This is a genomic window from Rhizobium sp. CBN3, from assembly GCF_030518245.1.
In the GTDB taxonomy this organism is placed as follows: domain Bacteria; phylum Pseudomonadota; class Alphaproteobacteria; order Rhizobiales; family Rhizobiaceae; genus Rhizobium; species Rhizobium aethiopicum_A.
Genome location: NZ_JAULSE010000029.1, coordinates 1 through 16820, shown reverse-complemented (window position 1 = coordinate 16820; position 16820 = coordinate 1). Strand labels below are relative to the sequence as shown.

At 61.8% G+C, this 16820-nt stretch carries 19 protein-coding genes and 1 pseudogene; 8 read left to right on the top strand and 12 right to left on the bottom strand.

The window, feature by feature from the left end:
* Nucleotides 1-6: 6 nt before the first annotated feature.
* On the bottom strand, nucleotides 7-1146 hold the full coding sequence (locus tag QWJ46_RS27545) for an ROK family transcriptional regulator (RefSeq protein ID WP_184459851.1): 1140 nt from the start codon (nucleotides 1144-1146) through the stop codon (nucleotides 7-9).
* 114 nt (nucleotides 1147-1260) lie between these two features.
* Here QWJ46_RS27545 and QWJ46_RS27540 point away from each other — a divergent pair, with 114 nt between their 5' ends.
* On the top strand, nucleotides 1261-1473 hold the full coding sequence (locus QWJ46_RS27540) for a hypothetical protein (protein WP_302755353.1): 213 nt from the start codon (nucleotides 1261-1263) through the stop codon (nucleotides 1471-1473).
* A gap of 85 nt (nucleotides 1474-1558) precedes the next feature.
* Here the strand turns inward: QWJ46_RS27540 and QWJ46_RS27535 are convergent, their stop codons facing one another.
* A complete protein-coding gene (locus QWJ46_RS27535; RefSeq protein WP_246717895.1) occupies nucleotides 1559-1747 on the bottom strand; it encodes a hypothetical protein in 189 nt (62 codons plus the stop codon).
* Between the two features lie 532 nt (nucleotides 1748-2279).
* Here QWJ46_RS27535 and QWJ46_RS27530 point away from each other — a divergent pair.
* Nucleotides 2280-2963: a peroxiredoxin-like family protein gene (locus QWJ46_RS27530; protein ID WP_302755350.1), complete on the top strand. Its 684-nt coding sequence runs from the start codon at nucleotides 2280-2282 to the stop codon at nucleotides 2961-2963.
* A 91-nt stretch (nucleotides 2964-3054) separates the two neighbouring features.
* On the opposite strand, the gene QWJ46_RS27525 is transcribed toward QWJ46_RS27530, so the two are convergent.
* Both QWJ46_RS27525 and QWJ46_RS27520 read right to left on the bottom strand, forming a co-directional pair.
* A complete protein-coding gene (locus tag QWJ46_RS27525) occupies nucleotides 3055-3477 on the bottom strand; it encodes a hypothetical protein (RefSeq protein WP_302755348.1) in 423 nt (140 codons plus the stop codon).
* 1 nt (nucleotide 3478) lies between these two features.
* Nucleotides 3479-3928: a cupin domain-containing protein gene (locus tag QWJ46_RS27520; protein WP_302755345.1), complete on the bottom strand. Its 450-nt coding sequence runs from the start codon at nucleotides 3926-3928 to the stop codon at nucleotides 3479-3481.
* Between the two features lie 100 nt (nucleotides 3929-4028).
* Between QWJ46_RS27520 and QWJ46_RS31320 the strand changes: the two genes are divergently transcribed.
* Nucleotides 4029-4247 (top strand): LysR family transcriptional regulator, encoded by a 219-nt coding sequence (locus QWJ46_RS31320; RefSeq protein WP_368046103.1) that lies wholly within the window; start codon nucleotides 4029-4031, stop codon nucleotides 4245-4247.
* A complete protein-coding gene (locus QWJ46_RS27515; RefSeq protein ID WP_302755344.1) occupies nucleotides 4157-5011 on the top strand; it encodes a LysR substrate-binding domain-containing protein in 855 nt (284 codons plus the stop codon). The genes QWJ46_RS31320 and QWJ46_RS27515 overlap by 91 nt, the downstream gene beginning before the upstream one ends.
* Nucleotides 5012-5199: 188 nt before the next feature.
* Here QWJ46_RS27515 and QWJ46_RS27510 read toward each other — a convergent pair whose 3' ends face one another.
* From QWJ46_RS27510 to QWJ46_RS27480, 7 genes are all read right to left on the bottom strand, one after another.
* Nucleotides 5200-6495 carry a trehalase family glycosidase gene (locus QWJ46_RS27510; RefSeq protein WP_302755343.1) on the bottom strand — a complete coding sequence of 432 codons (1296 nt, stop codon included), beginning with the start codon at nucleotides 6493-6495 and terminating at the stop codon, nucleotides 5200-5202.
* A gap of 19 nt (nucleotides 6496-6514) precedes the next feature.
* Entirely contained in the window at nucleotides 6515-7573 is a 1059-nt protein-coding gene (locus QWJ46_RS27505) for an ABC transporter ATP-binding protein (RefSeq protein ID WP_302755341.1), read from the bottom strand.
* A 13-nt stretch (nucleotides 7574-7586) separates the two neighbouring features.
* On the bottom strand, nucleotides 7587-8444 hold the full coding sequence (locus tag QWJ46_RS27500; protein WP_302755340.1) for a carbohydrate ABC transporter permease: 858 nt from the start codon (nucleotides 8442-8444) through the stop codon (nucleotides 7587-7589).
* Complete coding sequence (locus QWJ46_RS27495) at nucleotides 8441-9292, bottom strand: carbohydrate ABC transporter permease (protein ID WP_302755338.1); 852 nt, start codon at nucleotides 9290-9292, stop codon at nucleotides 8441-8443. Before QWJ46_RS27495 ends, QWJ46_RS27500 begins: the two co-directional genes overlap by 4 nt.
* A 72-nt stretch (nucleotides 9293-9364) precedes the next feature.
* The gene (locus QWJ46_RS27490; RefSeq protein ID WP_184459842.1) at nucleotides 9365-10639 is read right to left on the bottom strand and encodes an ABC transporter substrate-binding protein; all 1275 of its coding nucleotides are present in this window, start codon (nucleotides 10637-10639) and stop codon (nucleotides 9365-9367) included.
* A gap of 42 nt (nucleotides 10640-10681) precedes the next feature.
* Nucleotides 10682-11692, bottom strand: coding sequence for a LacI family DNA-binding transcriptional regulator (locus QWJ46_RS27485; RefSeq protein ID WP_184459841.1), 1011 nt, complete (start codon nucleotides 11690-11692; stop codon nucleotides 10682-10684).
* A 217-nt stretch (nucleotides 11693-11909) separates the two neighbouring features.
* Nucleotides 11910-12779: an SDR family oxidoreductase gene (locus QWJ46_RS27480; protein WP_302755336.1), complete on the bottom strand. Its 870-nt coding sequence runs from the start codon at nucleotides 12777-12779 to the stop codon at nucleotides 11910-11912.
* A gap of 105 nt (nucleotides 12780-12884) precedes the next feature.
* Here QWJ46_RS27480 and QWJ46_RS27475 point away from each other — a divergent pair, with 105 nt between their 5' ends.
* The gene (locus QWJ46_RS27475; protein WP_302755334.1) at nucleotides 12885-13775 is read left to right on the top strand and encodes a LysR family transcriptional regulator; all 891 of its coding nucleotides are present in this window, start codon (nucleotides 12885-12887) and stop codon (nucleotides 13773-13775) included.
* 212 nt (nucleotides 13776-13987) lie between these two features.
* Here the strand turns inward: QWJ46_RS27475 and soxR are convergent, their stop codons facing one another.
* Nucleotides 13988-14422: a redox-sensitive transcriptional activator SoxR gene (gene soxR, locus QWJ46_RS27470; protein WP_302755333.1), complete on the bottom strand. Its 435-nt coding sequence runs from the start codon at nucleotides 14420-14422 to the stop codon at nucleotides 13988-13990.
* An 85-nt stretch (nucleotides 14423-14507) separates the two neighbouring features.
* Here soxR and QWJ46_RS27465 point away from each other — a divergent pair, with 85 nt between their 5' ends.
* From QWJ46_RS27465 to QWJ46_RS27455, 3 genes and pseudogenes are all read left to right on the top strand, one after another.
* Complete coding sequence (locus tag QWJ46_RS27465; protein WP_302755331.1) at nucleotides 14508-15230, top strand: SDR family oxidoreductase; 723 nt, start codon at nucleotides 14508-14510, stop codon at nucleotides 15228-15230.
* The gene (locus QWJ46_RS27460) at nucleotides 15227-16288 is read left to right on the top strand and encodes an S-adenosylmethionine:tRNA ribosyltransferase-isomerase (RefSeq protein WP_302755329.1); all 1062 of its coding nucleotides are present in this window, start codon (nucleotides 15227-15229) and stop codon (nucleotides 16286-16288) included. The genes QWJ46_RS27465 and QWJ46_RS27460 overlap by 4 nt, the downstream gene beginning before the upstream one ends.
* A gap of 157 nt (nucleotides 16289-16445) precedes the next feature.
* Nucleotides 16446-16652: pseudogene (locus QWJ46_RS27455) on the top strand (hypothetical protein); the annotation flags it as partial.
* Nucleotides 16653-16820: the final 168 nt, after the last annotated feature.

The following is a 16820-nucleotide window of genomic DNA, read 5'->3' as shown; positions in this document are numbered from 1 at the left end:
TTGGTCTTACGCCGACGCCGGCGGCAGCAGCAGGGTGTTGAGGAAGGGCAGGAGGGCAGCACCCAGCGCCACGCCTCCGCCGCTGAAGCTTGCCGGCCGCATCGGCGAAATCCAGGGCGTCAGCAGCGGCCTGGTCGAGGTGTCGCGCCGCTCGACGGAAAGCTGATGGATCAGCGCCCCGATCACGCCCTGCGGCAGGTCGCCGCCGATCATGACGACGCTCGGGGCGATGAAGCCGGCCATGGCGATGATCGGGTCGAGCAGATGGCCGGCGGCCTCGCGTATCCATTGCGACAGCGACGGCGAGGAGAATTCCTCGCCCTTGAGCAGGCGCGCGAAGTCCTCGTCGCCGATGCGTGAGCGCAGAGAATCGAAACCGACGACCGTGTTGAGCTGGACATTGTCAGGCCCGGTCAGCATTTCGCCGATGCTGCCCGCCCGCCCATGCACGCCGGAATAGGGAATGCCCCGGATGAGGAAGCCCGCCTGAACGTCATCGTCGATGATGATCATCGCAAGCCCCCCTTCCGGCATGGCGCTGCCGATCGTGCGCTCGGCAAGCAGGCTCGCCGTGCATTCGTTTTCGACATAGGGACGCGCAATCGTCGACATCGCGGAGAGCTGCTCGCTGCGCGCATCGCTCCAATCGTTGGCGGCGATCCCGAGCCCGACGATCGGCAATGTCGCACGCCGATCGACCATGTCCCTGACCGCCGCATGCACCGCGCCGACGCCGTCCTCCGGCTCCACGTCGAAATACACCCGGTCATGCACCTGGCCGCTGAGATCGATCAGGACGATCTCACCGCGCGTCCGGCGAAGCTTGACGCCGATCGAAAACGCGCCCTCCGAGCGCAGCGAGAATTCCGTGGCTGTTGCCCCACCGCCGAGCCCGTTGCGCCGGTTCGAGGTCACGAGCTTCTCATCGGCGAGCCGCCGCAGGATGTTGGTGATGCCGGGGCCGGTCAGTCCGCTATGGCGGCCAAGCTCGGTGCGCGTCAGCGGCCCATGCCGGCGGATGGCTTCCAGGATGACACGAATATTCCGGTCGGCGATCTCCCCCGACCTCAGACCCACCGTTTTGGCGCGCGCGGCGCCCATCTCCTGAGCGTGAAGCCGACGCGGCCCTGACCGAAGATACCGCATGACGGTCTTTCCTAGAGCAACATTTCGGTTGTGTAACACGCTTGCCCGTGTTCGTAACGATTTTCCAATAGACACGGGGCTAACTCATTCCGTTGCCTGCTTCAGGAGGTCAGGATGGCGTTTACACCGACGACGGCCGAGTTGATGTCAACCATCGTTCGCTTAGAGCAGAAGTATCGTCGATACGACAAGGCGACTGCTCTTTTCGCTGTCTACGAAAAGCTCTGCGAGCGTTTCGAAGAAGATTTGGCGCAGGAGCGCGATGTTCTGCTCAGCAAGGCAGCCGCATTGATGGTGATAAAATATTGGGTCGAGCAGGCGGCATGAAAAGGTTCTCGACTGACGAGACCCTTTTCCTAAAGATAAGTTGGGCATTCTCCGCCGCCGACGGCGAATCAAGCAGCCATTCCTTCTAATAGCTGCAAGGGCGATCGTTGCCGAAACCGTCGCGGCAAGCCGGCCTGAGTGCGAAGTCAGCGCTGGAGTATCCAATCGAACCGGTCTGCGCCGGGTCGGGAGAGCTCGTCGTGCAAGACGACGTCGACATGGCAACGGCGATGAGCATTGCCATCGCTGCGGCCAATTTCCGAATCCGTAGCATCCCTCAACCCTCCCTTCGCTCGCTCACAGCCAGCGTCTTCAGTGTGATTGCCAAGCAGATAGGTCGATGCTGCGACCGGTAAACTGTCGCAGCGATCAAGATTGCATTATTCCTTCCGGCTGGTCGCCTACTTAGAAGGCAGGGAAGGGAATTTCCGACGGACTCGGAGGCTGGAGAGAGCTCCGGCCGGCCGGTCACGCAGAAACGACATGGCACAGGCCGTTGAGAAAATCACGCTCAGTGTTGGACGTGACATCACTTTTGATAAACTTATCTGGGCGATCAAAACGTGCGTCGGATGAAGGCAGGCGGCTCGATCCAAAATCTCTCAGAGGACATAGCGCGCCGCGGATCGCTGACCAGCCGGAATGTTCGCCGGCAGATGGTTTTCCATGCTATCATGGGCCTGCAAGGCTCGAGTTCGACGTCTGCAATATGGCAGAGGCCGAACGCTACTTTGCCCCGGCGTAGGGAGTTTGCGCCAGCACGGGCTCGACCCCGCCTTTTTTGATTGATCGGGAGGAGGTTGTTCATGTCCACGAATAGTGTCGACCGCCCGCTGCAGCCGGGCGACCGGGCACCGAATGTTGTCCTCGATGCGATCTCGCGCGAAGGCAAGATCGCGCTCGATGATTTTCGAGGCCGCAGCCCGTTACTGATCGGTTTATTTCGAGGCCTGCACTGTCCGTTCTGTCGGCGTCATGTTTCGGCGATGGCGCAGCTCAACCCTGCCCTGAAGGAGAAAGGCATCGAATGTCTCGCCGTCGTCAAGACGCCCGTCGAACGGGCGCGGCTCTACTTCCGTTACCATCCACTACCCAACCTTATTAGCGCATCCGACCCGGAGGGGGCTTCGCATCGCGCCTTCGGTTTACCCATCCTCGAGCTCACGGAGAATGAAACCGAATGGCCGCACAAGCTCGGAATGGACGCGGTCATGACAATGCGGATCGATTTGCCGCGGGAGTTGCCCGTGCCGATGAACCCGGCTGCGGCGGGCGACTTTCTTGAGAAAAAGGACCCGTATGAAATGACGGCGGCCGACCAGCAGATTATCATCGCCGGTCACATGCCGCTTATCGGCGAGTTCCTGCTCGATCGGGAAGGCACTGTGCGCTGGAGTTTCACAGAAGCCGAAGATGGAGGCCAAAATCTATGCCGGGCGCCGAGTCCCGAAGAATTGATGTCCGCAGCTTCCCAAGTCGCACTTCAATAAGCTGCTGAAAAACTCGTTCGATGACCACTGTCCTCAGACGGTTGGCTCTTATAATTGGCGAACTCGCAGAGCTTCCCGTTGTTGACGATGATCAGCAGGTCTGGCGCCACCAGCAGACCGCGGGCCTGCGAAGCCCGCGGTCGGTCGTTACGCCGCTGCACCAAGTCCGTGGCGGGCAACGGTCACCAGAAACAGTAGCATCGAGGCCAAAGTCAGCATCGCGCCAGCGCTCGCGATCCTCCCTCGAGGAACATGGCAATGCCTGGGACCATGAAAGCGACACCGAGGATGGCAAGTCCGGCGTGAACGCGGGAAGGATCCCCTGTGCTGCTGTTGGGGTCAGTCGGTAATACAGGCCAAACAACGCCAGCGTCGTCCATCCCACCAAGTTGAGATGCGCATGGGCCGGTGCCAGCATGTGGTCCTCGCTGATTGCCATCTGGATCCCCCATCCCATGCCACAGGTGACACACGCGACGGCCGCGAGGAAGAAGATAAAGGCGATGTCACGCATATCAGCCCCTCTGCGCCAGCCCGGGGCCAGTAAACTGCGAGCCATAGCGTGCCGCACATTCGGCAACAGCGGCGATGTCACGCGGAATTTGAAAACCGGCTGCGGCGACTTCTTTGAAAAAGCCTTCAAAGCCACCCGGCGTCAGCACAGCGATGCAAACAGCGCCGTCGGGTCCGGTGCGGAAGCTATGACGCTTGCCGCGTGGGATATGCGCAGTCTCCATTGGACCGCGCCGAAACACGGTGCCCTCAAGTTCGAAATCAACGACGCCTTCCAGCACAAGGAAGGTTTCGTCCTCGGCCTCGTGGACGTGCGAAGGCGGGCCTTCAAGCGGGCCGGAAACGCCGTGCACGATGGACATGGCGCCTTGAGTGTCGGCGGAGGACAACAGGATGCGATAGGTGGTGCCGTTCCAGCTATGGGCCTGCTGTGGCTGGGTGTATATGTTCATGATGCAGGGACCTTTGTGGTTGGTTGATAGGAGCGTCCCCGATATGGCGCGCCGACCGGCTTGTGTTAAATTGAATGATTATATCGACTGAATTGGTCCCATGAATTTATCCGCGTTCGACCTCAACCTACTGAAAGTGTTGGATGCCTTGTTGCGCGAACGGTCTACAGTGCGCGCTGGGGAGCGGGTTGGCCTATCGCAGCCGGCTGTGTCGGCGCCCTTGGGCGGTTGCGCGCCGCCTTCGGTGATCCACTGCTGGTGCGTGATGGCCAGCAAATGCGCCCCACCGAATTTGCACTTGGTTTGGTCTTGCCGTTGACGCAATTGCTTGAGGATTCAGGCCGCCTCCTGAACCCGGCAAGCTTTGACCCAGTGAGCGCGGTGCAGACTTTCCGCATTGCAGCCTCGGATTTTTTCACCGAGATGATGCTTCCCGGTCTACTGGCTAACTTGGAACAGCGGGCGCCGGGCATTTCGTTGCGCTATACTGACTCGCTCAGTCTTCAGACCATGGATGACCTACGAGAAGCCAGGCTGGATCTGATCTTGTTGCCTGCGGGCAATTTTTCGCCCTGGGTCGATTGGCGACCGATTTTTCATGCCAGTTATGTTGTTGTTGCGCGACAGGATCATCCGGTTCTACGCCAGCACGGTGTTACGCCAGCGGCGGCAATGCCCGTCGAACTGTATTGCGGTCTGCGCCACGCCGTCTTCCGCGTCATCGAAATGGCACCTGATCGAGAAACTGCCGCACTTGCTGCACTGGGCCTGCGACGCGAAATGGTCCTGTCGGTACCCACTTTTACGGCCGTTTTACGGTCTGTGGCCGCGACAAACCTCGTCGGAATTGTACCGCGCCGGATGGCAATGAAAGTGGCCAGCGCAGAGGGGCTTGCCATTCACCCGCTGCCCTTTGCTTTGCCGCCGACGCTATTGGCAATGGCTTGGCACCGGCGCAATTCCGCCTCCCGTGCACACGCCTGGCTGCGCCATCAAGTCTCCGAAATACTCACGCCGCTCGATGATCTTGAACAGGCCAGCGGCGGTTGCGCGTTATTGGGAAGCGCTGGCAATGTCGATTGATTCCAAGCCCCGTTCGCGTCCCATGTCCGGCTTGATGTAACGGCTGCTCAGGATATTGGAAGCCGAAAGCCGACCGTCAGTTCGCCAGACGTCGAATGAAGGGGCCTTGGTTCCCATCAAGGCGTGACAGTCATAAGATTTAGGGTCGAGTTCATCGTTCACTGGATCGGCTCCGAGATCATCGCGCTTTATTTATGTTCGGACATCTGATTCTTGTGGGCAGGAACGACGCGTCGCTCGAGCCACAGATACGCGGCGGCCGTCCAGGAAAACCCTTGGCCGCCGCAGCCTTCGCCGGTGACGGGGTCGAAATATTCGGCAAAACCTTCCGCTTCGATCGCCGCAATCGTCGACTTCCGCAGCTCTTCGGCGCTATCCGCGTGGCCATTGCGCTTCAGTCCGTCGATCAGCAGCCAGTTGATGACCGCCCAGGCGGGGCCGCGCCAGTAGCGCTTCGGCTCCCAGCTCCGGATGCCCGGCTTGGTGGTCGGGAAGGCGACCTTGAGGTTCTTGGACCAAGCCTTCATCTCATCGACCAATGCATCCGCGACCGGTTTTTCGAGGTCGACCGAGAGGAGCGGGATGAAGCCGGCTTGCGTTGCTGCCTCGATATCCTGGCCAGAAAGAAGATCGCGCGAGACAAAGCGTGACAGGGCAGGGCGCCACTGGGCGAGAATCCCCTTCCGGGTCAACACATTGAACGCTGCGATCTCGGCCACGTCGTCTACTCGGCCAAACGCGCGGGCAAGGGCTTCCAAGTCTTCGCCGGCCTTGAGGAGGATCGCGGTCGTTTGGATCTCGGCGACCTTGAATGGCGCCTTTTCCCATTGCTTCGCCGGATCCCAGCCGCAGGCGGCATAGGTATCGACGAGATGGATGAAACGGCGGTAATCCTCGTCGCGCGGGCGCATGTCGGCATCCACGTGGCCGGTATCCTTGCGCTCGACAGGCGTATCGGTGGTGGTCGGTACGCGGGCGAGTGCGATGTCCCAGGCGGGAGAATTGTCGCTGCCGCTTTCCCACGGATGCAGCAGCGCGACGAGACCGGTGCCATCGGGATCGCGGGCGGAATACCACCAGCGATGCCATTTCAGCGCTGCTTCGTAGAGGCGCAGGGTGCGCTCCTCGGCATCACTGCCTGCGGCTTCATGCAGCCTGCGCAGTGCGATCGCGAAGACCGGCGGCTGGGTTATGCCGGAGGTCGGGATACGGTGCTTCGTGCGCCAGACATTCGGCCCCGGGAAATATGTATCGCTTGGCGCGTGGAAGACGATATGCGGAATCATCCCGTCGGCCCACTGGCCCTCGACCAGCCGCTCCAACTCGCGATAGGCGCGGTCTATATCGTAGAGCGCAAAGCCCATGGCGACGAAGGCCGAATCCCAGTTCCACTGGAAGGGGTAAAGCCGGTCGGTCGGCACGGTATAGCCGCCACGATCGTTGGCGGCGAGAATGCGCTTCGCCTGGTCGATATGCACGTTCATTTCGGATACTCCGGTCTTCTTAGGCCAAAACGGCCGGAAAGGACTTACCGCTTTCGGGAGAAAGCCAGGTGATGCGCTTCTGGTCGAGCTTCAGACCGATCGTGTCGCCGCTCCTCACGGTTTCCGAGGCCGGCAGGATGACGCGCACCGGCTGATCGTGAATCGAGCCGGTCAAAAGCAGGTGCGATCCCATCGGCTCGGCAACACGCACCCTCATTTCGAGGCCCTGTGGCAGCGGCGCGAGTTCGACGGCCTCGCCGCGCAGGCCAAGGATGATTTGATCGCCGGATTCCTGTGGCGCGGCAAGCTGTTCGGCGCCCGCCGCCACCTGACCATTCAAAACCGGGACCTGGATGAAGTTCATCGGCGGGTTGCCGATGAAGCCGCCGACGAACCGTGTTGCCGGGTGGTTGTAGATCTCGACCGGGTGGCCGACCTGCTCGACCACGCCGCCATGCATGACGGCGATGCGGTCCGAAAGGCCCATGGCTTCCGTCTGGTCGTGGGTCACATAGATCGTCGTCGTCCCTGCCGCTTGCAGTACGGTCTTGAGCTCGGTGCGCATTTCGAGGCGGAGCAGCGCGTCGAGGTTCGAAAGTGGCTCGTCCATCAAGAGAACTTTTGGTTCGACGGCAAGGGCACGGGCGACCGCGACGCGCTGGCGCTGGCCACCGGAAAGCTTGTTCGGGTAGCGGCCGAGATATTGCTCGATATGCAACAGGCCCGCGGCCTTCTCGACTTGCGCCTTCACGCGTTCGTCGTCGGCCTTCTGCATCCGCAGCCCGAAGGCGACATTCTCATAGACCGTCATATGCGGAAAGACCGCATAGTTCTGGAAGACCATCGCAAGGCCACGATCCATGGGAGGCAAGCCGATCACCGACTTGTCGCCAATACGGACATCTCCCGATGTTGCTGTCTCGAGGCCGGCGATGATGCGCAGCAGCGTGGTCTTGCCGCAGCCGGACGGACCGAGCAGCGAGACGAATTCGCCGTCGTTGATCGTCAGCGAGACCTCTTTCAGCGCCTGGAAGGCTCCGAAGCTCTTGCGGATGCGGTCGATGACAATATTGGCCATAGCTCTGGTCCCGTTATTTGGAGGAAATGCCCCAGATCGCGAAGAGGTAACGTCTGACTGCGAAGATGAAGACAACCGAGGGAAGGATGAGCATCAGGCCCCCGGCAAAGCGATAGTGCATCGGGCTTTCCGACAGCACCGTCAGCAGGTAGGCGGTCAGCGTGCGGTTGCGCACTGTCAGCACCGAGGCGGCAAAGACCTCATTCCACGAGATGACAAAGGCAAAGACCGCGGTTGCGACGATGCCGGGAAGCGCCAAGGGTGCCACCACCTTGAAGAAGGCCTGGATGCGGGTGCAGCCGAACACCCAGGCGGCTTCCTCCAACTCCTTAGGCACGCCGAGGAAAATGCCCTGCGTGACGAGTGCCGCGAAAGGCAGCGCCAGGACCGTATGGATGAGGCCGACGCCGAGGATCGTATCGTAGAGGCCGAGCCGAATGAAGGAGACTGTCAGCGGCAATGCCAGGATCGCCAGCGGGAAGGCGCGGGTCAGCAGCACCAGAAGCCTGTAGCTGTCCTTGCCGCGAAACTCGTAGCGGGCGAGCGCATAACCGGCAGGCGCGCCGAGCAGGATGGACAAGGCGACTGTGATACCTGCTGCACCCAGCGAATTGAGAAAGGACTGGACGACGCCTTCGGTCTTCAAGAAGAGAAGGAAGGGCTCGAGCGAAATGCCCGTGGGAAGGCCGGTCTTCGGCCAGACATAGACGCCCTGGCGACCGCCGAGCGCGCCGAGCGCGACCAGATAGATCGGCACCAGCACCCAGGCGCAGAGCGCGACGATGCCACTCCACAACAGCCAGCGGCTTGAGGAGACGAAGCCGGCAGAGTTGGGGATGTCCTTGGTCGTGCTGATGGTATCCGTGGTCATGGCAGGCGCTCCGGATCGACCTTCAAGGCCTTCAGATAGATGAGCGTGGCGGCAAGCGAGATGATCATGATCAGCACCGCGTAGGCCGCGGCGACGCTGTAGTTCTGGTTCTGGTTCTGCCAGTTGTAGGCCTCGCCGACGAGAACCGGGAAATTGCGGCCGCCGAGCGCATAGACGACCGCGAAGACCTCAAAGGCGAGCACGGTGCGCAGGATCAGCGCCGATTGCAGAGCCGGGCGGATCAGTGGCAGGGTGATCCGCCAGAAGCGTGTCCACGGACCTGCACCGAAGATTTCGGCGGCTTCTTTGAATTCCTTCGGGACTTGGTTGAGGCCGGCGACGATGATGACCATGACGATGGCCGTGCCACGCCAGATTTCGGCAACCGCAATCGCGATGAAGAGCGCGACCGGCGTCTGGTAGGAAAGCCAGCTTGCCTGCCTGCTGATGATACCGAGGCCGAAGAGCAACGAGTTCAGATAGCCGCTATTCTGCAGAATCGATAGCCAGACGAGACCGGCGGCGAGATCGGAGATGCCGAGCGGGATTGTCCAGATCCACAGGATCGTCTCGCGCCCGCGGCCGACCTTGGCGACCATTGTGCCCATGGCAAGCGCAATGGCGATCTGCACCGGCACGACCGCGATCGTCAGCAGGAAGGTGTTCTTCACCGAGCGAGTGAAATTGATGTCGGTTACCATGCGCTCGGCATTCGCTAGCGACGGCGCGCCATTGTCCGAAACCGCCAGCCAGATCGTCTGCACCAGCGGCACCACAAACAGCAGCGCGAGAAAGGCGACGGATGGCAGGATCAGCAGATAGGGAATCCAGGGTCGGCTATTAGTCATCGGCTTCCGCCTCGACGAGCAGAGGGTTGAAAGAGCGCCCGGGCATTTCGCCCGGACGCGTCTCGGGCGGATTTATTCGACCGGGCAGGGGCCGTCGCTCTTGGCATCAGGCGCCCAGCAGGCAGCTTTCGTGTCGGTCATCAGCTTGGCCATCGTGGCGCCCTGGGTCTTCAGCACGTCTGCAACGGGCTCGTTCTGCAGCACGATGCGCTGGAAACTGTCCATGTAGACCTTGTTAAACTCACCGCCCTTGTCGCCGAGACCGACTGGAAGCAGCGAGATGATAGCGTCTTTGGACGCCTGGGTGGCGGTGACCGCACCAGCGAGAAGGGCGACGCCGGCGTCGAGATCCGGCGGCAGCTTGACGTTCAGGGTCGGAAAGAAGCCGACCTTGGAGGCGGTCAGGAGCTGCGTGTCCGGCATGGAAAGGTGCTCGATGATCTTTTCTGCACCGGCTTTGTCGGGCGCGCCCTTCGGAATGGCGAGACCGGCAACGACTGGCATGTAGCCGCGACCCTTGGGACCGGCGGGAGCGGGGAAGACCACATAATCATCCGGTGCGGCGGAAATGGCATTCTTCAGCCGGGCGATGTGGTCCCAGGCGACCATGACTTCACCGGCAGCGAGCGGCTCCTGCATGAAATCGTAGCTGGTGGAGTTCGGTGTCACATAGGCCCACAGCGTCTTCAGCTTCTCCCAGCCGGCGGCCGCATCGGCGCTCTGGAAGGTCCGCACGACACCGCCCGTGAAGGACGGATAGAAATAGCCCTGGAAATAACGCGCCATCAGCCCCTTCGGGCCGGCCGGGAAACCGATCTGCGGCTGGCCCGTCGCCTCCTGCATATTCTTGCCCCATTCGATCAGCTGATCGTAGTTCAGAGCGTTCACGTCGGCGCCAGCCGGCAGGTATTGCAGCGCTTCCTTCTTGGCAGCCATCACATAGGTCGCCTGCATCCACGGGATGTACTGCTGGGTCGGCTTGCCGAGCTTGCCAAGGTCGAGCAACGACTGCGGCATGCCGCTTGCTGCCAGCTTCTTGGCGAGATCGTCGAGTGGCTCGAGCGTGTCCTTATCGGCAAGTGGCGAGAGCTCCCCATGCAGCGCACCGACGAGACTGACGGTGCGCTTACCGGCTTGACGTTCGGCCTCCATGCGGACAGCAAACTGCGGCGGCTCCTCGACCACGTAATCAACCGAGCCGACATCCTTCAACAGCTCCTCGCGGACGACGGTCGCCTCTTCGATCGGACGGAGCTGGGTAGACACGAAAACCGTCTGGGCAAGCACAGGCGAGGCGAAGGCCAGCACGGTGGAAGCCAGAATTCCAAATGACATGATATGTTTCATCTTCTCCTCCTTCATTGTTCTTTGTTTGAGATGCACTTCTGTTTATGCCGCCTTGGCGGGACGGCGATGGCTGTCGCGATCGACGAACTCGATCGCGTGAAGCTCCTGGAGTTCTGCGGCGGGCTCCCCGGCAATGGCGCGGAGCAGCAACGAGGCGAAGCTCGCGCCGAGGTTTTCGCCGGTCATGCGCATGGTCGAGAGCGGCGGGCTTGTGAAGGCGCCCATCGGCAGGTCATCATGGCCGACAATGCTGATCTGGTTGCCGCCATCGACCTCGCGTAGCGCCCGCAGCGCCCCGATCGCCATTTCGTCCGTGGTACAGACGAGTGCGGTTGGACGCGATGGTTGGCGAAGAAGTTCCAACGCCGCGAGATAACCGCCCTGTTCCAACGGCGCGCCTTCGGCACAGAGGTCGGTCGCTAGGCCGCATTCCTCCATCGCCGCCCGCCAGCCACGGCAGCGGTCATGTGCGAAGTAATATTCCTGCGGCCCGGCGATATGGCCGATACGGCGGTGGCCGGCGGCATGGAAGCGCAGCGTCGCTGCCCGAAAGCCAGCAAAGCCGTCGCCGTCGATATAGGGATGGGGCGCCAGGCTTTCCGTGCGGCCGTTGGTGACGAAGGGAATGCCGCGCGCCTGCAGAAACTCGACGCGCTCGTCCTTCCGCTTGGTGCGGACGAGAAGCATGGCGTCGACGCGGCGGCCATCGACGAAGCGGCGGCAGATGTCGAGTTCGCTCTCGCCACGCGGCACCGGCGCAATCACCAGGTTGAGGCCGGCAGCAGCAAGGTGTTCGGCACAACCGGACAAAATATCGAGGAAATGCGGAGGGCCGATATGGCCAGGATCACTCGGCAGGGTGACCGCAACGAGCTCGGCGCGTTGCCTGCGCAGGCGCCGGGCCGACGCATTCGGCCGGTAGCCGACCTTATCGGCAGCCTCACGAACCCGTTCGCGCGTGGAGGCCGACACATCGGCATAGCCGTCGAGCGCACGCGACACCGTGGTGATGGACAGTCCCAAGGATTGCGCGAGCTGTTTGAGATTGGCCAAGATCTTCCTCCTCAAGCCAGAAAAAGAATTCTCCAAAACGTTTTGGGTGTCAAGCCAAAACGTTTTGGAATGCGTCTATATTGCGCGGCCCGAACTGAAGCGCATCGGCCATGCTCATTCTGATCCTATCGAGAGCTCAGTTATCAAGGGTAGCCGGCACGGTGGCGGTCGAATAGATCATGATGGTTTCCCAGGGATAGGGTGGACTGCCGGGCCCTCAGGCCGCGGCAGCAATCTCAGTGGCAAAGGCGCGATAGGAGTGAAGCGGACGGCCGAGGATCTTGGTCAGGCGCTCGACGTCGTCGGCGTCGGGGATCATGCCGTCGCTGACATAGCGCTCGGCCATCAGGCGCATTTCATAGGCCGTCCACTTCGGCATGAAGCTCGCCATGTTCTGCTCGAACCCGCTGGGGTCATCGCCGCCATATACGATCGGACGGCCCAGGAGGTCCGACCAGATCTTCGCCACGCCCGGGCCGGTCAGCGTATCGGGGCCGACGAGATTGATGGTCTCGATCGGCAGCTTACCAGGTGCGGAATCGCGACGGATCAGCTCGATCGCGGCGACCTCGGCGATGTCGCGGGCATCCACCATGGCGACGCCCTTGCTGCCGATCGGCATCGGATAGACGCCGTGGCCCAGGATCACGTCCTTGATCATCAGTTCATTGTCGATGAAGTAGCTCGGGCGCAGGATGGTGGCGCTGAAGCCCATCTGCACGAGCATGCGCTCGGCGCCGAATTTCACGGCGAAATGCGGCACGTTCACCGCACGATGGGCTTCGAACACCGATAGATAGACGACCCGCTCGACGCCCGCCTCGCGGGCCATGTTGAGCGTGATGATCGCCTGGGTGAATTCGTCGCCGGTGACCGCGTTGAGCAGGAAGAGCGTGTTCACGCCATTGAAGGCGCTCCGCAAGGTATCGATGTCGAGCAGGTCGCCCTGAGCGATTTCGACGCCGGGCGGGACATTGGCCTTCGAGGGATCGCGGGTCAGCACGCGGACCTTTGCACCGCGGTTGACGAGTTGGTCGACGACATGGCGGCCGACACGGCCGGTAGCGCCAGTAACGAGAATGGTCATGGTGGTTACTCCGGGTTGGGGTTCAGTTGACACCCTCCAAATTAGTGATCCACATTGATCCCGATAGACGCTAAATTTGGACACGTCGTCTCGCTGGTGAAACACATGGACCTGCTCGCCCTCGCCGATTTCAATTTGGTCGCTCGCCATGGCGGGTTCGGTAAGGCCGCGCGAGCGGCCGGCCGGCCGAAGGCGACGCTCTCCCGGCGCGTGGCCGAACTGGAGGCAAATCTCGACCTGCGCCTGTTCGAGCGAGGCGCGCGCACGCTGAAGCTCACGGAGGAGGGACGCGCGCTATTCGAGCGAACGGGCGCACTGCTGACAGAGCTTGACGAAACAGCGAAGGCGATTGCATCGGGCGGGCACATCCCCCGTGGCCGATTGCGGATCAGTGCGCCGCTGCTGTTTTCACAGACAGCACTGGGTAAGCTTGCGGCAGGATTCGTGCTGAAATACCCCGAGGTTCAGCTTGAGATCACGACGGAAGACCGAGCCGTCGACATGATCGAAGAAGCCTACGATCTGGTCATTCGCGCAAACCCGGAGCCGGATGAAACTCTCGTCGGCCGCGTTTTCCTGCATGATCGCCTGGTCGTCGTGGCAAGCCCTGACTTGTCGCGTCCGGTCGGCCGCGAGCCCGTTCCTGCCGTTACCCGTGGATCGATGGCGCGGGCCGAATCCTGGGAGGTCGCGACGCCCGGGGGAAAATTACGCCTTGCGGCAAAGCCGGTATTAAGCCTTTCGTCGTTCATGATGGTTCGCGACGCCGTTCGCGCCGGTGCGGGTGCGGCGCGTCTGCCCTTGTCGCTCGCCAGCTCCGACCTGGCCGCCGGCACGTTGGTCAGCTGGGGCGAAGTGGAAGGGTTTCGGACCGCACTATGGGTACTCTATCCGACACGGCGACTCCTGAGCGCGCGCGTATCGGCGTTTCTGGACTATCTGAAGGCAGCATTTCCGCAGGGAACGCCCGAGGAACTTGCCGCTCATATCGAATAGCAAAAGCACCAAACCTGACGCGACTTGCCATCGTGCGCCCCTTAATCCAGTGCGTTTAAAGAGCGGTTCATCGCGACGACATGCTTGATTATCCCGCAAAGAAGATGTCAGCCGCTGACTCCAGAAGCCTATCGTCATACACGGGTTGAGCGACATGGAATAAGGGACTGGCGGACGATCGTAAGATCGTTCGGCGTGCCGTTGGAGGCTCATCACCCCAGCCAATACCTCGCCCCCGGCCCTTTGCGGCCTGCCACGTCGGCAGGGTTCGCCAAGCGACATCGGTCGATCGAAAGGCAGCCGCAACCGATGCATTCGCCAAGACCGGACCGCAGGCGCTGTAACTCCGCTATGCGCTGGTCGATACGCCTTGCCCACGCGCTCGACAGCCGCGACCAATCCCGACGTGACGGTACGCGATCGGCCGGCAGCTTAGCGAGCTCGGCGCCGATCTCCTCAAGCGTCAGCCCGATCCGCTGTGCAAAGACGATGAAGGCGATCCGCCGCAATGCAGACCGGTGGTAGCGTCGATGTCCCGAGCCGGCGCGCTCGGATGCGATCAACCCACGCTCTTCATAGAAGCGCAGAGCTGATGAGGCAACGCCGCTGCGTCGCGACACGTCGGTGATGGTCAGCATCGGATCCATGCATAAATAAAAGCACGAAGCTCTCTTGACTTCAAGTTAACTTGAACTTGTAGCAATTACCCGTACCCATTGAAGGAGCATCGCAATGCAAGCGAATATCGATCTTCAAGAACTTCGGGTAGGGATCACCGGCGGCACTTCCGGCCTTGGACTGGCGCTTGTGCGGCAGCTTGCCGGGAAGGGGGCGAGCATCGCTTTCGTCGCCCGTACCGCCGCCAATGTCGAGCGCGTCGCAGCCGAGACGGGCGCGTTTGGCATTGTCGCGGACATCGGCAAGAAGGAAGACATCTACCCTATCGCGATGCAGGTCACTGCCAATCTTGGTGGCGTCGACGTCCTGATCAACAATGCATCGAGCCTCGGTCCTGTGCCTCTGGTGCTTCTTGCCGATACGGAGTGCGAGGAGCTGGAAGCGGCCCTCGTAGTCAACCTTCTCGGCATCTTCCGGCTGACGAAAGCCCTGTTCGGTGCGCTTGCCGCATCGGCGCGCGAGGGCCGCGGCGCGCTGGTGATCAACATCTCCAGCGACGCGGCGGTCAACGCCTATCCCGGCTGGGGCGCATACGGCGCGAGCAAGGCAGCACTTGCCCATCTGACGGCGATTTGGGACGCGGAGTCGAAAGCCGATGGAATACGGTTTCTTGCCCTCGACCCCGGCGATATGAACACCCCGCTGCACGCGCTGGCGCTCCCGGACGCCGATCCGTCGACCTTGAAGGATCCGGAGCTGGCCGCTGCCGAGATCATCGAAAAGATGCTCGACGTGTTGCCGGGTCACGATGCGCTTACCGCCGGAGCGGACGCGTGATCGCCGCTGATCGCCTCGATCGGCAATCGGCCAGGCTGCTCGTCGTTGAGCCGGATGGCACGATGCGCGACCTGCCGCGGGCTCACCTCGGGCCGCTTTTCGATCCTGGCGATCTGGTTGTCGCCAACGACGCCGCAACCTTGCCTGCCAGCCTGTACGGCACGCATCTCCGATGCGGAAAGGCGATCGAGATCCGCTTGGCCGGCTGGCTGTCACCCTCCGCTCCGGTCCGCTTCGTGGCGATTGCCTTCGGCTCGGGCGATCACCGCACCCGCACGGAAGATCGGCTGCCGCCACCTGCGCTGTCATCAGGCGATCGCCTCCAGCTCGGCCCACTTGAAGCCAGGGTCGAGCGCGTTCTCGACCATCCTCGCCTTGTCGAGCTTAGCTTCGAAGGCACCCGAGCAGCCATGTTTGCAGGACTGGCGCAGCACGGCAGGCCGATCCAATACGCGCATGTTCCCGAGCCATTGGCACTATGGGATGTTTGGACGAGAATTGCCGCCCGGCCGGTCGCGTTCGAGGCGCCATCGGCTTCCTTCGCGCTCGACTGGCGCACACTGCAAGCTTGGCGTCGGCGCGAGATCGGTTTTGCAACACTCACGCATGCCGCGGGCATTTCTTCCACCGGCGATCCCGCGCTCGACTCGCGCCTGCCCTTCGATGAGCCGTACCGCGTCCCTGAATGTACCGTGGCGCAGGTGGCGCGGGCGCAGCTGAGAGGCAGCCGCATCATTGCGATCGGCACGAGCGTCGTGCGCGCACTTGAAGCAGCCGCCAATCCCGATGGCAGCGTTCGTGCCGGAGATGGTATTGCGACAGGGAGCATCGCACGTGGGACTCCGCTCCGCGTCGTCGATGCGGTTCTCACTGGCGTGCACCAGCCCGGCGAAAGCCATTTCGAGTTGTTGCGCGCCTTTGCCGACGACGGCCTGCTCGCCAGCGCCTCCGCAGCTCTCACTGCATGCCGCTACCGTGCGCATGAGTTCGGCGATTCCATGCTGCTCAACCGTCAACCGTTGCTTTATCGGCGCGAACCTTCCCTTCGGGCCACATGATCGTCGATCATACGCTGCAGATGGCCCTTGGGGTTTATAGCGACAACCGTTAATGACTTCTGGAGAGTTATTCGATGGATAGAGCAGTTTGCATCGCCGTGCCTTGGCTGGCCCGCCGGCGCTGAAGCGTCGCGTCAGGTCGGTTGGAACATCGGCTCGCTCATGCAGGGTGGTGCTCGGCGCCATCATGATCAATGGCGGGATCCATCAGGAAGCCGACGTGGAACACCTCGTCGCTCAGTAGCTCTTCGATCTCGCGGCCGGAATTCACTGTCGTGCCTGCCGGCGCGACAATGAATTCCGGCCGCGGACCGGCCGCGGCGGCGACGAGTTCGCTCACGGCTCTCCGGGCAGCCCGGATTCTATGGCCTGGAATCCTCCGGCCTCAGCCGCAAGGAAGCCGCGAGAAGGCGGAGGAGGGGCTAGAGCATGCTGTTTTCATACGGAAGCATAGCCTGAGTTTGTGAGATAGTTGGCGCATTCGGCCGGCGAGAATGCGTCGAGCAATTCACCGGCCTTGCGCCATGTTGCT

What these genes read in the sequence shown, in the direction of transcription:
- QWJ46_RS27545 (WP_184459851.1), bottom strand. Translation starts at nt 1,146, where the DNA reads ATGCGGTATCTTCGGTCAGGGCCGCGTCGGCTTCACGCTCAGGAGATG.
- QWJ46_RS27540 (WP_302755353.1), top strand. Translation starts at nt 1,261, where the DNA reads ATGGCGTTTACACCGACGACGGCCGAGTTGATGTCAACCATCGTTCGC.
- QWJ46_RS27535 (WP_246717895.1), bottom strand. Translation starts at nt 1,747, where the DNA reads ATGCTACGGATTCGGAAATTGGCCGCAGCGATGGCAATGCTCATCGCC.
- QWJ46_RS27530 (WP_302755350.1), top strand. Translation starts at nt 2,280, where the DNA reads ATGTCCACGAATAGTGTCGACCGCCCGCTGCAGCCGGGCGACCGGGCA.
- QWJ46_RS27525 (WP_302755348.1), bottom strand. Translation starts at nt 3,477, where the DNA reads ATGCGTGACATCGCCTTTATCTTCTTCCTCGCGGCCGTCGCGTGTGTC.
- QWJ46_RS27520 (WP_302755345.1), bottom strand. Translation starts at nt 3,928, where the DNA reads ATGAACATATACACCCAGCCACAGCAGGCCCATAGCTGGAACGGCACC.
- QWJ46_RS31320 (WP_368046103.1), top strand. Translation starts at nt 4,029, where the DNA reads ATGAATTTATCCGCGTTCGACCTCAACCTACTGAAAGTGTTGGATGCC.
- QWJ46_RS27510 (WP_302755343.1), bottom strand. Translation starts at nt 6,495, where the DNA reads ATGAACGTGCATATCGACCAGGCGAAGCGCATTCTCGCCGCCAACGAT.
- QWJ46_RS27505 (WP_302755341.1), bottom strand. Translation starts at nt 7,573, where the DNA reads ATGGCCAATATTGTCATCGACCGCATCCGCAAGAGCTTCGGAGCCTTC.
- QWJ46_RS27500 (WP_302755340.1), bottom strand. Translation starts at nt 8,444, where the DNA reads ATGACCACGGATACCATCAGCACGACCAAGGACATCCCCAACTCTGCC.
- QWJ46_RS27495 (WP_302755338.1), bottom strand. Translation starts at nt 9,292, where the DNA reads ATGACTAATAGCCGACCCTGGATTCCCTATCTGCTGATCCTGCCATCC.
- QWJ46_RS27490 (WP_184459842.1), bottom strand. Translation starts at nt 10,639, where the DNA reads ATGAAACATATCATGTCATTTGGAATTCTGGCTTCCACCGTGCTGGCC.
- QWJ46_RS27480 (WP_302755336.1), bottom strand. Translation starts at nt 12,779, where the DNA reads ATGACCATTCTCGTTACTGGCGCTACCGGCCGTGTCGGCCGCCATGTC.
- QWJ46_RS27475 (WP_302755334.1), top strand. Translation starts at nt 12,885, where the DNA reads ATGGACCTGCTCGCCCTCGCCGATTTCAATTTGGTCGCTCGCCATGGC.
- soxR (WP_302755333.1), bottom strand. Translation starts at nt 14,422, where the DNA reads ATGGATCCGATGCTGACCATCACCGACGTGTCGCGACGCAGCGGCGTT.
- QWJ46_RS27465 (WP_302755331.1), top strand. Translation starts at nt 14,508, where the DNA reads ATGCAAGCGAATATCGATCTTCAAGAACTTCGGGTAGGGATCACCGGC.